Origin of the sequence: Singulisphaera sp. GP187, from assembly GCF_900129635.1 — a bacterium.
Lineage (GTDB): Bacteria > Planctomycetota > Planctomycetia > Isosphaerales > Isosphaeraceae > Singulisphaera.
In genome coordinates this window covers 715,117-728,165 of record NZ_FSRB01000001.1, presented here as the reverse complement: position 1 = coordinate 728,165, position 13,049 = coordinate 715,117, and the positions used below count along the sequence as shown (strand labels likewise).

General features: G+C 64.1%; 12 protein-coding genes. 7 read left to right on the top strand and 5 right to left on the bottom strand.

Annotated elements, in window-relative coordinates:
• The first annotated feature begins 129 nt into the window (after nt 1-129).
• From BUS42_RS02910 to greA, 3 genes are all read left to right on the top strand, one after another.
• Nucleotides 130-867, top strand: a complete 738-nt coding sequence (locus BUS42_RS02910) for an ABC transporter ATP-binding protein (RefSeq protein ID WP_410001692.1) — start codon at nt 130-132, stop codon at nt 865-867.
• A 93-nt stretch (nt 868-960) separates the two neighbouring features.
• A complete protein-coding gene (locus BUS42_RS02905; RefSeq protein ID WP_074305104.1) occupies nt 961-2,238 on the top strand; it encodes an ABC transporter permease in 1,278 nt (425 codons plus the stop codon).
• Between the two features lie 295 nt (nt 2,239-2,533).
• Complete coding sequence (greA, locus tag BUS42_RS02900) at nt 2,534-3,013, top strand: transcription elongation factor GreA (protein ID WP_074305102.1); 480 nt, start codon at nt 2,534-2,536, stop codon at nt 3,011-3,013.
• Between the two features lie 61 nt (nt 3,014-3,074).
• Here greA and BUS42_RS02895 read toward each other — a convergent pair whose 3' ends face one another.
• The gene (locus BUS42_RS02895) at nt 3,075-3,797 is read right to left on the bottom strand and encodes an RluA family pseudouridine synthase (RefSeq protein WP_074305101.1); all 723 of its coding nucleotides are present in this window, start codon (nt 3,795-3,797) and stop codon (nt 3,075-3,077) included.
• A 29-nt stretch (nt 3,798-3,826) separates the two neighbouring features.
• On the opposite strand from BUS42_RS02895, the gene BUS42_RS44680 reads away from it, so the two are divergent.
• Entirely contained in the window at nt 3,827-4,006 is a 180-nt protein-coding gene (locus tag BUS42_RS44680; RefSeq protein WP_074305099.1) for a hypothetical protein, read from the top strand.
• Here BUS42_RS44680 and BUS42_RS02885 read toward each other — a convergent pair.
• The 3 genes from BUS42_RS02885 to BUS42_RS02875 all read right to left on the bottom strand — a co-directional run bounded on the left by BUS42_RS02885 (nt 4,000) and on the right by BUS42_RS02875 (nt 7,122).
• The gene (locus BUS42_RS02885) at nt 4,000-4,461 is read right to left on the bottom strand and encodes a hypothetical protein (RefSeq protein WP_074305097.1); all 462 of its coding nucleotides are present in this window, start codon (nt 4,459-4,461) and stop codon (nt 4,000-4,002) included. The genes BUS42_RS44680 and BUS42_RS02885 overlap by 7 nt on opposite strands.
• A gap of 290 nt (nt 4,462-4,751) precedes the next feature.
• Nucleotides 4,752-5,372: a superoxide dismutase gene (locus tag BUS42_RS02880; RefSeq protein ID WP_074305095.1), complete on the bottom strand. Its 621-nt coding sequence runs from the start codon at nt 5,370-5,372 to the stop codon at nt 4,752-4,754.
• Between the two features lie 145 nt (nt 5,373-5,517).
• Entirely contained in the window at nt 5,518-7,122 is a 1,605-nt protein-coding gene (locus BUS42_RS02875) for a matrixin family metalloprotease (RefSeq protein WP_074305093.1), read from the bottom strand.
• A gap of 483 nt (nt 7,123-7,605) precedes the next feature.
• On the opposite strand from BUS42_RS02875, the gene BUS42_RS02870 reads away from it, so the two are divergent.
• The gene (locus BUS42_RS02870; RefSeq protein WP_254053266.1) at nt 7,606-9,540 is read left to right on the top strand and encodes an efflux RND transporter periplasmic adaptor subunit; all 1,935 of its coding nucleotides are present in this window, start codon (nt 7,606-7,608) and stop codon (nt 9,538-9,540) included.
• A 301-nt stretch (nt 9,541-9,841) separates the two neighbouring features.
• Here BUS42_RS02870 and BUS42_RS02865 read toward each other — a convergent pair whose 3' ends face one another.
• A complete protein-coding gene (locus BUS42_RS02865; protein WP_074305091.1) occupies nt 9,842-10,429 on the bottom strand; it encodes a glutathione peroxidase in 588 nt (195 codons plus the stop codon).
• 116 nt (nt 10,430-10,545) lie between these two features.
• Between BUS42_RS02865 and BUS42_RS02860 the strand changes: the two genes are divergently transcribed.
• On the top strand, nt 10,546-12,321 hold the full coding sequence (locus BUS42_RS02860; protein ID WP_254053265.1) for a thiamine phosphate synthase: 1,776 nt from the start codon (nt 10,546-10,548) through the stop codon (nt 12,319-12,321).
• A gap of 267 nt (nt 12,322-12,588) precedes the next feature.
• Nucleotides 12,589-12,924, top strand: coding sequence for a hypothetical protein (locus BUS42_RS43460; RefSeq protein ID WP_159452152.1), 336 nt, complete (start codon nt 12,589-12,591; stop codon nt 12,922-12,924).
• Nucleotides 12,925-13,049: the final 125 nt, after the last annotated feature.

The following is a 13,049-nucleotide window of genomic DNA, read 5'->3' as shown; positions in this document are numbered from 1 at the left end:
CAAGCATGTGGCGAAAACCCGCAACGGCTTCCTCTGTCGACTGAAGGCGGCAGCCTCCGCCTCGAGGTATTTGTGAACATCGCGTCAAAGGTGATCGTCCGGCTGGTTGACGTTCGCAAGACCTACGTGATGGGCCACGTCGCGGAGGGGGGCTTCTTCAGCCGCCGCCGCGGGCCGACCCAAGCCGTGACGGTCCATGCCCTGACGGGAGTCTCGGTCGACTTCCACCAGGGCGAATACATCGCCATCATGGGTGCCTCGGGGTCGGGCAAGAGCACCATGCTCAACCTGCTCGGCTGCCTCGATCGCCCCACCAGCGGTCAGTACATCCTGGGCGACAAGGACGTCGCCCAACTCAGCGACGACGAGCTGTCGGAAGTCCGGAGCCGCTACATCGGCTTCATCTTCCAGTCGTATAACCTGATCCAGCAGTACACCGTCACGGAGAATATCCAGCTCCCCCTGACGTACCAAGGGAGTGGCGAGATCACCGAGGAAGTCCAGCGCAGGACCCACGAGCTCGCGCGAATGGTCGGCCTCCACGAACGTCTCGACCATCGCCCCAACCAACTCTCCGGCGGTCAGCAACAGCGAGTCGCGATCGCCCGCTCACTGATCAACGACCCCTACATCATCCTGGCCGACGAAGCGACCGGTAACCTCGACACCAAGACCAGCCACGAGATCATGGAGATGCTCGGCAAGCTCAACGACGGGGGCAAGACCATCATCATGGTCACCCACGAAGACGATATCGCCGAACACGCCAAGCGAATCATCCGGATGCGTGACGGCCAGATCATCGACGATGGCCCGAGCCCCCGAATGCAGGCGCTCGCGGCAGCCAACGGCGCCAGTCACGCTTGAAACCAACCCCGGCGTGGGCCCCAGGGCCCACTCCTTTTTTTTATTCCTTCCCAAAGGCCTGTGGGCCAGCCCCACCGAACCGAAGAAGTCATCATGGGACGCATCCTACGGGGAATTCGACTCGGGCTCAAAAGCCTGCTCCTCCATAAGTTGCGCTCAGGGCTCACCGTCCTGGGTATCGTCTTCGGCGTCGCCGCGGTGATCTCGATGCTGGCCATCGGCGAAGGGTCGAGCCGCGACGCCCAGAAGCGTTTCGAGCAGCTTGGAGCCACCAACATCATCGTCCGCTCGGTCAAGCCGACCGACGAGTCACAGTCGTCCGGCGGCCGCCCGGCGCGGATCCTCGCCTACGGCCTGAAATTCGCCGACTTCGACCGGATCATGGCCACCGTGCCCACGATCAGGAAAGCCTTGCCGATCCGCGAGCTCCGCAAACAGATCCGCCACCTCAACCTGGAGATCGACGGGCGGGTCGTCGGCACCACGAGCGACTACGACAAGTTCAACCACCTCGAGATCGAGCGGGGCCGATTCCTCACCGAGAGCGACAACAATCGCTATGAGAACGTCGCCGTGCTCGCCGCGGAGACCGCCAAGACCCTCTTCCCCTACGAAGACCCGCTCCACCAGACCGTGAAACTGGGCGCGGACTATTACAAGGTCGTCGGCGTCACCAGGGAACGCGCGAGTACCGCCGGGATCGGTGGCAGCCTGGCCGCGCAGGAGTTCAACAAGGACGTCTATATCCCGCTGAACACCTGCAAGCTCCGGTTCGGCGAACGGATCATGAATAGCCGGGCCGGCTCGATGGAGTTCGAGGAGACCCAACTCTCGCAAGTCACGCTCCAGGTGGGAAGCCTCGCGGAGGTAGGCCCCACCCATCCGATCGTCGAGGCCGCCGTCAAGCCGTACCACCCCAAGAAGGACGTCGATATCATCGTTCCGCTCGACCTGCTCAACGAGGCCAAACGCACGGCTCGGCAGTTCAGCATCATCCTCGGAACCATTGCCTCGATCTCGCTCCTGGTCGGTGGCATCGGGATCATGAATATCATGCTCGCCACCGTGACCGAACGAACCCGGGAAATCGGGATCCGGCGCGCCCTGGGAGCGAAACGACGCGACATCACCCAGCAGTTCCTCATCGAAACCGTCGTCCTCTCCGGAGTCGGCGGCCTGCTCGGTGTCACCCTCGGAATCTCCATCCCCCAGTTGATCGTCTACTTTATTCCGGAACAGAAGGCCGTCGTGACCGGCTTCTCGGTCCTCCTCTCCTTCGGGATCTCCGTGGCCATCGGGATCCTCTTCGGGCTCTACCCAGCCCAGCGAGCCGCCATGATGGATCCAATCGACGCACTACGACATGAATAATCGCTCGCGCACCGGCCCCGCACTCACGCCTCGGGACGTTCGCTCACAGCCCATTACCTCATCCACGCGTGTCGGGCTTGGGGTTGCGTCCAGCGATCGTGAAGACTAGTCTAAATTGCGATATTGACCGCGGCACCGGGTTCACTCGGGCGCCGCGGTGTTTGCTTCTAGACTTCCAAGGGACTTCCCCACACCATTCCAAAGACCACTGATGCGTTCCCGAGCGGCGTCCAATATTAAGCTTTATGCCCTAATAAGCGCGACGCGGCCGCAGGACGATTGGGAGCAGATAGGCATGTCCACGGATCGAATTCCGATGTCGAAGGAAGGCTATGACCGACTCAAAGCCCAGCTCGACAAGATGAAAAATGAGGACATGCCCCGGATCGCCGAGCAAATTGCCACGGCACGGGACTTCGGCGACCTTTCCGAAAACGCCGAATTCGACGCAGCCTGCGAGGCGCAGGGCATGCTTCAGGCGCGGATCAACGAGCTACAGGACAAGCTCGGCCGGGGGATGATCGTCGACAAGTCGACACTGCCCACCGACCGGGTGGTGTTCGGTTCTCGGGTTCGCGTCCTCGACCTGGATATGAACGACGAGGAGGACTTCATTCTGGTCGGGCCCGGCGACGAAGACTACGACCAGAATAAGATTCTGCTGACCAGCCCGATCGGGCAAGCGCTGGTGGGCAAGAAACTCGATGAGGAGGTCGAAGTGCCCATTCCCGCGGGAACGTTGCGACTCCGGATCATCAAGATCGCCATTGAATAACGCGGAGGCGGCAGGGGCAGCGGGAGCGACGGTCATCGCCGGCGATCGAGGAGGAATCCGGCTATTCGAACTCGGGGCTCGCCGATTCGGGCAAGACGATCCCCTGCTCTCGCCAGGTGTCCGGCACCGGCGCGAGCAGGTCGATCGGCGTGCCCAGGATCGGGTGCCGAACCCGAAGCGCCCGGGCGTGGAGGGCGATCCCTTGAGGAAAGGGGCGGCCGGAGCCATAGGCCAGATCCCCCAAAATCGCCATCCCGCGGTGGGCCGCTTGGGCCCGGAGTTGATGGGTCCTGCCCGTCTCCGGCCAGAGGCGGAGCCAATTCGTGGCCACCGGCAGGCTCAAGGCGGGACTCGTTCGGAAGCGGGTGATCGCCTGGCGGGTCCCCGGCGCCTGGGTCTCGACCGAATGAACGACCCCTGAGCCGTCAGGGTCGGTCAGCCAGTCGACCCACTGCCCTTCGTCACCCACACCAAGCAGGCTGGTCGTCGCTTCGACGATCGCCCAGTACTCCTTGCGCACCTGACGGGCGGCGAACTGGGCCGCCAGCCGACGAGCCGCCTTCAGTGTCTTGGCCCAGAGAATCACCCCCGAGACCGGTCGATCCAGCCGATGCACCGTGCCGAGGTAGACCGCGCCCGGATCGTCGGGACGAAGGTAGCGGCGGACCCTCGCCTCGAGCGTCGTCTCCCGCCCTCCGCTCGTCCCCTGCGTCAACTCGCCCCCCGGCTTAACCGTCGCCAGGCAATGCGCATCCTCAAAGAGGATTGTCAGAGACTCGTCCATGGCGAAGTCAGACCCACTGGGGTGGTGACATGGGCAACAGACTCGGGCGAGTCTTCGCCGAATGCCACGAGCTCATTCCAACCCGCGGCGCCCGGAACCTCACCGCTGGGCTGGCGATCCCGACCGAAGAACCTCGACAATACGCGGCCTCGATGATCCTCGAGCCTGATCCGCCCACCCATCGGGAACTGCGCCAATCGGCTTATTGAGGTGCGGGGGCCGACCCCGGCAGACCCGTCCCGAATGAGTCCGGGACCGCGGGCGCCCCCGAAGGCGGAGCCGACCGAGCCGACGGATCGGTTCCAATCGACGGCGGAGGAGCGAGCGCGGAGGTCCCGGGAGGCCCATAGGCGTTGTCCGTCGGCGCCCCATACTTGTCGGACGCACCGGGCGGCGGAGTGCCAAACTGGCCGGCTGAATCTTGCGGCAAGCCTGGCCCCATGCCGGGACCGCCTGGCAGATTCCCGGAGCCGGCGCCAGCGCCCGCCCCAAGGCCGAGACCGGTGTTGGGATGAGGGTCGGAGCTGAACCCGACCGAGGGCTGGCTGGCTGGGCTGCCGAACGGTCGCCCCGGGGGAACCTCGGAGCGGAGGTTACGACAACCCGAAACCGTCAGAACCGCCGCAAGGCCACAACCGGCCAGAGTCAATTTGAGCCGATCCATCGGCGAGTCTCCTCGTTCTTTGGAAAAAGGACGCGCTCCGCGACCGGCCCAGAGCGGGCGATCGCGTCGCATGCATCGTGCCGAGGCGTCGAGATGTTCCACCGAACGAGGTGTCTGGCAAAGTGGCTAACGGAAACCGGACGCCGCCAAAGAGAGTGTTTCCCCCCTCAGCGCGTCCGGATCATACCGAAATCCCGGTATTGGTCAATGGCTCCACAACGGGCCGGGAAGGCGCGGTCTGGCGCGTCTTGACCCGAGAACCCGCGGGAGCCGCGCGGGCCTTGATTCGGTTACTTGGCTTTGGCCGCGTCGTACCGTCGCCCGATCTCTTCCCAGTTGAGCGTATTCCACCAGGAGGTGAGGTAGTCGGGCCGGCGATTCTGGTAGTCGAGGTAGTAGGCGTGTTCCCAGACGTCGACGCCCATGAGCGGGGTCTGCCCTTCCATGATGGGGCTGTCCTGGTTGGCGGTCGAGGTCACGGCAAGCTTGCCGTCCTTGCCCACGACGAGCCATCCCCAACCCGAGCCGAACCGGGTGGTGCCGGCCTTGTTGAGGGCCTCTTTGAACGCGGCAAACCCACCGAGTTCACTGGTGATCGCCTGCGCCAACGCGCCGGTCGGCTCGCCGCCACCACCTGGCTTCATGATCAGCCAGAACAAGGAGTGGTTGGCATGACCGCCACCATTGTTGCGGACCGCGGTGCGGATCGCTTCCGGTAGCGCGTTGAGATTGGCGATCAGCTCCTCGATCGGCTTCCCCTGGTGTTCGGGATGATCCTTGAGAGCGGCGTTGACGTTATTGACGTACGCCTGATGGTGCTTGTCGTGGTGGAACTGCATGGTCTTGGCACTGATGTGCGGCTCCAAGCCATCGTAGTCATAAGGCAGGGGCGGCAGAGAGTATTCAGCCATGACGTCGCTCCTTTGGTTGTGTCTGGCCCGAGGCGCTTGCGCCTGCTCGATCCGAAAAAAAAGCAAAGGGTGGGCGCACCGGGGGTTCCGGTGCGCCCACCCTACCATACGCCCGACGACCGCTTCAATGGACCTGGCGCCATGGTCAAACCAGGCGGTGCGCGCCCTGCCGAAGGACGGGGCGCCGGACCTTGACCGGAGGCGTGACCGCTCCCTTCCCCTTCTGTGCGGAAACGATCAATGAATAATTCTCATTTCCCGTTCCGGTTGCCGAACTGATCTGAACATAGAGCGGCGTCCGAGGCTTGAAAACCCGGATCGACAGCTCCCCGACGTCCGACGCGAGCGGATTCCCGAACCGGTCGAAGACGCGAATCGCCGCCCCTCCCGCGAGAATCCGGTAAATCCCCGCCTTGCCATTCCGCAGGACGAAGGTATCCACGTCGCCTGCCGTGTCGAGCGTCAAATTTCCGACCGTGACGGAATTGACGACGATTCCGAGGTTGGTCGCCAAGGCGGAGGTGTTGTTCGGCTCGAACCGATCCGGGCCCACCGTGCTCACGGGCCCGGTCGTCGGAGGCGCAATGATCGTTCCCGAGGGAGGAGAGACCGTTCCCGAGGGAGGGGTAACCTGGCTAGGCGGGTTGCCGCCCGTGAACGCGACCTGAAGCTGATAGGCTCCGACCGCAAGGGCATCGCGGGTCGCCCCCGTCACGGTAATGTAATAGCGCTGGCCGGGCACGAGCTGGGCGGTATTCACCGAGACATTATTGCTCCAGGCCGACGGATTCGCCGCCGCCCCGAGCAGGTTCCCGGAGGCGTCGAAAACACTGAGCTTGGGGCTGAGCAGGCTCACGTTGCCGGCGGCCGCCGTGACTTGCAGGGTGGCGCCCGGAGTATTCGGGGCGATCACGGTGAAGTATTCGGTCGCGCCGATCGTCGCCAGCGAGACATTCCCCACCGTCGTTTGCCGCGCACTCCCCAGGCCGGCCGTCACGTCGATCGCGCTGGTCCAGCCTTGGCCGAGCCCCTGCGCTTGGTACGGATCCGCGACCCGAGCCCCGTAGATCGCTTGGATCCCGGCGATGTCCTCGGGCTGAAGCCCGGCTTGAACGCCCTGATACGAGGCGTACATCACGGCCTTGGGGTTGAGCGAATGGTCCAGTCCAAGGGCATGGCCGGTCTCGTGGAGCAACACGCTATAGAGGTCGTAGCTCCCCCCCGCCCCTCCGATCGTGAAGTTCTTCGTCGTGTTGACTTCGACGTCCCCCGCCTCGGTCGTCCCCTGGGGAGGCGGGTAGTAGCCGATGGCAAGCGTGGGGGTGTCTCGGTTGTAAAAGCTCGACCCGCTCACCCGGATATCACCGAACCGGGGGTCCCCCTGCGGCTTGCCATAGATTCCGAACCCCAAGGCCGAGTCGGCAACCTGGGCAATATTGATGTTGGCGACCGACTCCCAGGTTGCCAAGGCCAAGGCGATCTGCCGCTGCCAGACCCCGTTGCCGAACTTGGCGTTGAAGGTGGCATTCAGGTTGCTCGGGCCGTGATCCCAGAGTACGCCGTCAGGAGCGACACTATACGTGATGTGGCTCGGGTCGGCCCAACGCGTTCCGTTCAGGACGTAGTCGTACCCCGCCGTCGCCAGGAGCATGCGCTCCTCCAGGCAGTCCCACTCCAACCGCCTGCGGCGCGACGATTTTCCGCGGCCGCCTTCCTCGTGACTCTTCGACCAATGACGCAACTGCAACATGGTGCCGACTCCAAGATCCCAGAGGCTCGTCAAGAGGCAGGCCGCTCGGCGTGCGGTCCAACAGGAACACCGAGGACCTTTCCAATCACAACCCCAGCTCACTCCTTGGCTTAGGTTCTTAACCCAAGGACCGCGCGACGTGTCTGCAAGGCTCACTTGAAGGCGTCGACTTCAACGTGGCCGATTCGCAAACACGGCATGAATACAGCGTGACCACAATCCGAAGGTGGCCAGGCCGCGTCCGTTCGTCGCTATTTCTAACGTAGAACGACTTTTTCGATTTTTCCCAAGGGTCCCAATATGCCACCATGGCAAGACGAACCCAAACGCTTATGGGGCCCGGAGATGGCTTCATTTGACGACTTTGGGAAATGATTGACCCCCAGCCGAATCGGTCGATAATAGAGGTGACTTGTCGTGAGTGGCGCACCGGGTCGCTGGGTTGGTTTCGTCCCTTGCGTGTGAGTTTGCGAGGAAATTTTCATGTCATCGGATGAGCTTGCTTCCCCTCCTACGCTCGTCATCCCTGAGGAGCGTAGGCCATCCTGGCGGCGTTGGGCGTTTGCCGCGGTCGTCGCCGGCATCGTGGTTTCCGGAGTATTCGCGACGGTCGTACGGCCCTCGCGCGTCTGGTCGAGAACAGCCCCGCTCGTGGAAACCGTCGTCGTCGATCGGGGGGACGTGGCCCTGGTCGTCACCGAGAACGGCACGCTCGAAAGCGCCAACAACGCGACGGTTCGTTGCGAGGTCGAAGCCCTGATCGGCATGACCGGAGGCGCGGCGGGCAAAGGCCAGGGTGGTGGCCGAGGCGGGGCGAACGGCCAAGCCGCCGGCGCCGCCGCCCCGCAAGCGACGCCCGCCGCGGCGGCAGCGCCCAAGGCGGCCATGCAAGGCAAAGGGGCGGCGACGGCCAAAGCGGGCGGCACCAAGGCCAAGGTGACAGGCGCCGGTGTGGCCTCGAAGACTCCGGTCCCCGCGGCCACCACCGCGGCCGATGCCGGCTCCGCCGTCATGAAACGACCCGACATCCGGAGCTTTAACTACATTGTCGAGCCGCACATCCCCCTTCGTGGCGCCGCCAAGGCTCCTTCCACCCAGGGAACCACCAAGGCCCAAGGCAACGTCATGATGGGCGGAGGCGGTGGTGGTGGCGGCGGTGGCGGTGGCGGTGGCGGCCGAGGAGGAGGTTCCGGCTCGACCGAACTGCCCGGCTCAACCCGAATTATCAGTATCATCCCCGAGGGGACCCGCGTCGTCAGCGGCGACGTCGTCTGCGAGCTGGACTCGTCCGCGTTCCGTGAGGAATTCCAGGCCCAGCAAATTCGCTACCTCCAGGCCAAGTCCTGGGTCGAGCAAGCGAAATCGATCCTCGAGGTCAATGAGATCTCCCTCCGTGAGTATCAAGAGGGAATCTATCCTCAAGACGTCCAGTTGATCCTCCAGTACATCGTCGGTTGCCGGACCGAGGCGCGACGTACCCGGCTCAACCTGGAATGGTCGCGTGACGCGGCCAAGAAAGGGTTCCGCGCCAACGCCCAGGTCAGAGCCGACGAACTGGCCGACCTCCAGGCCTCGTTCGTCCTCTCCGAGGCCGAAGGCATGGAGCACCGGCTGAAAAGCTTCACGATGCCCCGCATCATGAAAGCCCGGCTGGCGAAGATCGAGGCCATCAAGGCCGACCTCTCGTCCCAAGACGCGGCGTTCGCTCTCGAGACCCAGCGACTCAAGCGACTCGAGTTGATGATCGCCAACTGCACGATGCGCGCCCCCCGCGATGGGATTATCGTCTATGCCAACCAGACGAATAGCTGGGGGCGAGTGGAGGCCCAGATCCAGGAAGGCGTCACGGTCCGTCAGACGCAACCGATTTTTTACGTCCCCGACCCACGGAACATGCGCGTGAAGGCGCGGGTCAACGAATCGAAGACGAGCCTGATCCACAAAGGCCAGCGCGTCATCATCCGGATCGACGCCTTCCCCAACCGCCCCCTCCAGGGAACCGTCGACGAAGTCACGGCCATCCCGGCGCCGGCGAGCATCTCGAACCTCGACGTTCAGGTCTACTACGCAACGGTGAACATCGATTCGGGGGGCTTCGACGAACTCCGCCCCGGCCTGAGCACCGAGGTCAACTTCCTGATCGAGTCGAACCGCCAAGTGACCCGCGTTCCCCTCCGGGCCATCCACTGGGTCGGCGACCAGGCCTACTCCGCACTCGCGAAGAAAAACGCCACGGGAGTGACCACCTGGGAGTGGAAACCGGTCACCCTCGGTGTCGCCGACTCAACCTACGTCGAGGTTCGCTCCGGACTCGAACCGGGCGATCGCGTCTCCGCCAACCCGAAAACACTACCACCGCCCCCAAAGCCGGCGATCGCCGACATTGGCAACAGCCTCCGAACATCCTCCCCTGGCTGAGCCGCAGGAAATTAACCACGAATCACACGAATGACTCGAATAGAACCAATTCCGATCATTGAACCATGATTCGAGATTTGAATTTTCAATGATTCGTGTGATTCGTGGTTAAATGATTTAGGATTTGAATTTTCAATAATTCGTGTGATTTCCCACTGACCACCGTCTTGTCAGCAACCCATCACATAAAAAGAGGGGGACCGAAGCTCAGGCTTCGGTCCCCCTCTTTTTTTTTGTGGTTTTGCGGCTCGGTCCAAGCCGCATTGGTCAGTGCGAGTCAGCGTCTGACAACGAGTTCAAGTCACTTCGGCTCGGCGAGTGCCTTCTCGATCTCGCTGGTGACGGTGGCGGACTCGGGTGCGTCCTTGGGAAGGAAGCGGGCGACGACCTCTCCCTTCCGATTGACCAGGAACTTGGCGAAGTTCCAAGAAATCGGGCCGGCGAACTTGGGGTTCGTCTCCGGTTCGGTCAGGAACTTGTAGACCGGGTGAATGCCTTTCCCGTGCACGACGATCTTGGAGAAGAGCGGGAACTTGACGTTGTACTTCGTACTGCAAAATGTTTTGATCTCGGCATTCGTCCCCGGTTCCTGACGGCCGAACTCATTGGCCGGGAAGGCGAGGACCTCGAATCCCTGGGCCTTGTACTTCTCGTAGACCGCCTCGAGCCCCTCGTATTGCGGCGTGTTTCCGCACTGGCTGGCGGTATTGACGATCAGGAGGACCTCTCCCTTGTACTTGGAGAGATCAACGGGTTTGCCGTCGATGTCGTTTACCTGAAACGAAAGCACCGAGGTGGGTTTTTTGGCGGGCTCGTCGGCGGAAACTACGCAGGTGACCGAGAGCAGGGAGAGGGCGGCCAACATCAAGGGCATCGTTCGGTCGAACACGGTGGGTTCCTGAAGTTTGAAGAAGGAAGGGGTGGGACCGAGTGGCAGAGCGGTGGAGAGTCCGCAATCGCCCGCGCATTGTCTTGGGTTGGAACTCTCAGGACAATGTCCTTATCATGGCAAGAGCCAAAGCGGAAATCAAGCGAGGGGACGGCCCGAACCAGGCCGTTGCTCCCCTGGTCAAGGAAGCCCCGTCCCTGATGGGCCCTGACTTGCCGCAAACCGCGTGGGCCCCCCGCCGACCTGAAGTCGTCGGGCGCTTCGGCGAACCACCAAGGCACGTCGCGATCGGTGTGGCGCGATACGAACGGATAGGATCAGGTCTCATGCAGGAAACGTTCACCGAGGGGGCGATTCGGGCCCTGGAACGGGCCGAGAACCGGGCTCGTCATCGAGGCGCCGAGGCCGTGGAACCGACGGATCTGCTCGCCGCCCTGGTCGATGAACCCGAGAGTCGCGCCGCCGAGATCCTGCTCCAATTCGGCCTCGATCCCGCGCAAGTCTGGTCAGCGCTCGGCCTCGCCGCGCCCGATTCCGAGCCCGTGGAATCGGAACAGGGCGCCCCCCTGCCTCAGTCGCCGGCCTTCCGCAACGCACTGAGCGACGCGAAGCACGAGGCGCGCGCCTACGATCGGACCCGACTCGTGGGCACCGAACACCTGCTGGCGGGCCTCGTCTCCAACGCGGGGCCGGCCGCCGACATCGTGGCGGGGGCCGGGATCGAACTGGCGAGCCTGCTCCGTCACCTCGCGCCCGAGTTGACCGTCGAGGCCGCGCCACTTCCCTTGGACGCGGAGATTCCCCCCCTCGAGCTGACCGAGCCGGGTCAGGGCGTCGACCTGGGACGAATCCTCGACGCCTCCGCGAACCGGGCCCGCGAGGGCCTTCGGGTCGTCGAGGACTACGTCCGATTCGCCCTGGATGACTCGAGCCTCACCCGACGGATCAAGGATGTCCGGCACCGCCTGGCCGCGGCCGTCCAGGGCCTGGACCCCGACACCTTGATCGGCTCGCGGGACACGCGCGGGGACGTCGGGACCCACATCATGACGGCCTCCGAGCAGGCCCGCGAAAACCCCCGCGCCGTCCTGACCGCCAACTTCAAACGCACCGGCGAAGCCCTGCGCACCCTGGAAGAATACACCAAGCTCATCGACGTCTGGCTCTCGGGCCGGTTCGAAGTCCTCCGGTACGACGTCTATACCCTGGAAAAACTGACCCTCACCGCCGTCGGCGCCAGGCGAGCGTTGGGCGAGGCCCGCCTGATGGTCCTGGTCGGCGGCCTGCCGACGCTGGGCGACCTCACCTGGGTCGTCGGCGAGGCCCTGGCGGGGGGTGCCGACCTGATCCAACTCCGCGAAAAGAACCTCCCCGACCGCGAGTGGCTCCAACGCGCCCGCGAAGTCCGGATCCTGACCGCCCAGGCCCGCGCCCGTTTCCTCGTCAACGACCGCCCCGACCTGGCCCGGCTCGCGGGGGCCGACGGCGTCCACCTCGGCCAGGACGACGTCACCCTCCGCGATGCGCGTCGGATCGTCGGCCCGGTCTCCCTGATCGGCGTGTCGACCCACGACCGCCCGCAACTCGAACAGGCGATCCTCGCCGGCGCCAGCTATCTGGGCGTCGGCCCCGTTTTCACCAGCGCCACCAAAGACTTCTCCGACCTCGCGGGCCTCGCCTTCGTCCGCCACGCCGCCGAGACCACGACCCTCCCTTGGTTCGCCATCGGAGGCATCCACGAAGAAAACATCGAACAAGTCCTCGAGGCGGGTGCCAGCCGAGTCGCCGTCAGCTCGGCCGTCGTCCGGGCCCCCAGTCCGCGCCGCGCCGCCGCCGCCCTTCGCGCTCGACTCGAAGCGTTCGCCCCCAAACCCGAGTCTGACCGGCCCTGACGACCTGCCCGGACTTCAAAGCCTTCGCGTCCAAGGGTGGCGAATCGTGTCTTGCCGAGTGGCTCCCGCTCGTCGAGCCACCGTTCCGCAAGGTCGGCCAGCCGAGAGAAGGTATCGCCCCCTGCCCCGTTGGCGATCGCCCCCACGTGACCGTCCTCATCAATCAACAAATGCAAAGGCAAGTTCGGAGCCGTCGCCCCGAACGCCCGGCAAGTTTCCGGCGACGCCAGGTACACCGGCAAACTCGTCTTCGCCTGACCGACCAGCGTGCGAACGCGCTGGCCCGCCTGGTCGTCAACCGCCGCGGCGACCATGGAAAACCCGCGCCTCGATCCAAGCCGGCCCCAGACCCGATCGAGCTGGGCGAACTCGCCGGGCGCATTCGCCGACCAGAAAGTGATCCAGACCACCCTGCCCCGTAACCCTACCAAGACAATCGGCTGCGCCGTGGTCGCGTCGCGCAACCGTAGCGAAGGAACGGCCGATCCCACCGTCGGCGGTTCGACAGCCGGCTCACTGCCGAACCGCAACCAGACGGTCCAAGCCAGCGCCAGGGTCGTCACCAGCGCCATCACCGCGCTCGGCCAGTCGAACCCATTTTGACCCCGTTCACTTCGCACGCAATCCTGCCCCTGCTGTGCCTCGTGCCCACCCACAACTTTGGTCGAGAGCGAGCCGTCCCAAATCGCAGCCTCCCGAGCGTACCACCGTTTCATGAATCGCGTAAG

What these genes read in the sequence shown, in the direction of transcription:
- BUS42_RS02905 (WP_074305104.1), top strand. Translation starts at nt 961, where the DNA reads ATGGGACGCATCCTACGGGGAATTCGACTCGGGCTCAAAAGCCTGCTC.
- BUS42_RS02880 (WP_074305095.1), bottom strand. Translation starts at nt 5,372, where the DNA reads ATGGCTGAATACTCTCTGCCGCCCCTGCCTTATGACTACGATGGCTTG.
- greA (WP_074305102.1), top strand. Translation starts at nt 2,534, where the DNA reads ATGTCCACGGATCGAATTCCGATGTCGAAGGAAGGCTATGACCGACTC.
- BUS42_RS02885 (WP_074305097.1), bottom strand. Translation starts at nt 4,461, where the DNA reads ATGGATCGGCTCAAATTGACTCTGGCCGGTTGTGGCCTTGCGGCGGTT.
- BUS42_RS02910 (WP_410001692.1), top strand. Translation starts at nt 130, where the DNA reads ATGGGCCACGTCGCGGAGGGGGGCTTCTTCAGCCGCCGCCGCGGGCCG.
- BUS42_RS02870 (WP_254053266.1), top strand. Translation starts at nt 7,606, where the DNA reads ATGTCATCGGATGAGCTTGCTTCCCCTCCTACGCTCGTCATCCCTGAG.
- BUS42_RS44680 (WP_074305099.1), top strand. Translation starts at nt 3,827, where the DNA reads ATGGGCAACAGACTCGGGCGAGTCTTCGCCGAATGCCACGAGCTCATT.
- BUS42_RS02860 (WP_254053265.1), top strand. Translation starts at nt 10,546, where the DNA reads ATGGCAAGAGCCAAAGCGGAAATCAAGCGAGGGGACGGCCCGAACCAG.
- BUS42_RS02875 (WP_074305093.1), bottom strand. Translation starts at nt 7,122, where the DNA reads ATGTTGCAGTTGCGTCATTGGTCGAAGAGTCACGAGGAAGGCGGCCGC.
- BUS42_RS02895 (WP_074305101.1), bottom strand. Translation starts at nt 3,797, where the DNA reads ATGGACGAGTCTCTGACAATCCTCTTTGAGGATGCGCATTGCCTGGCG.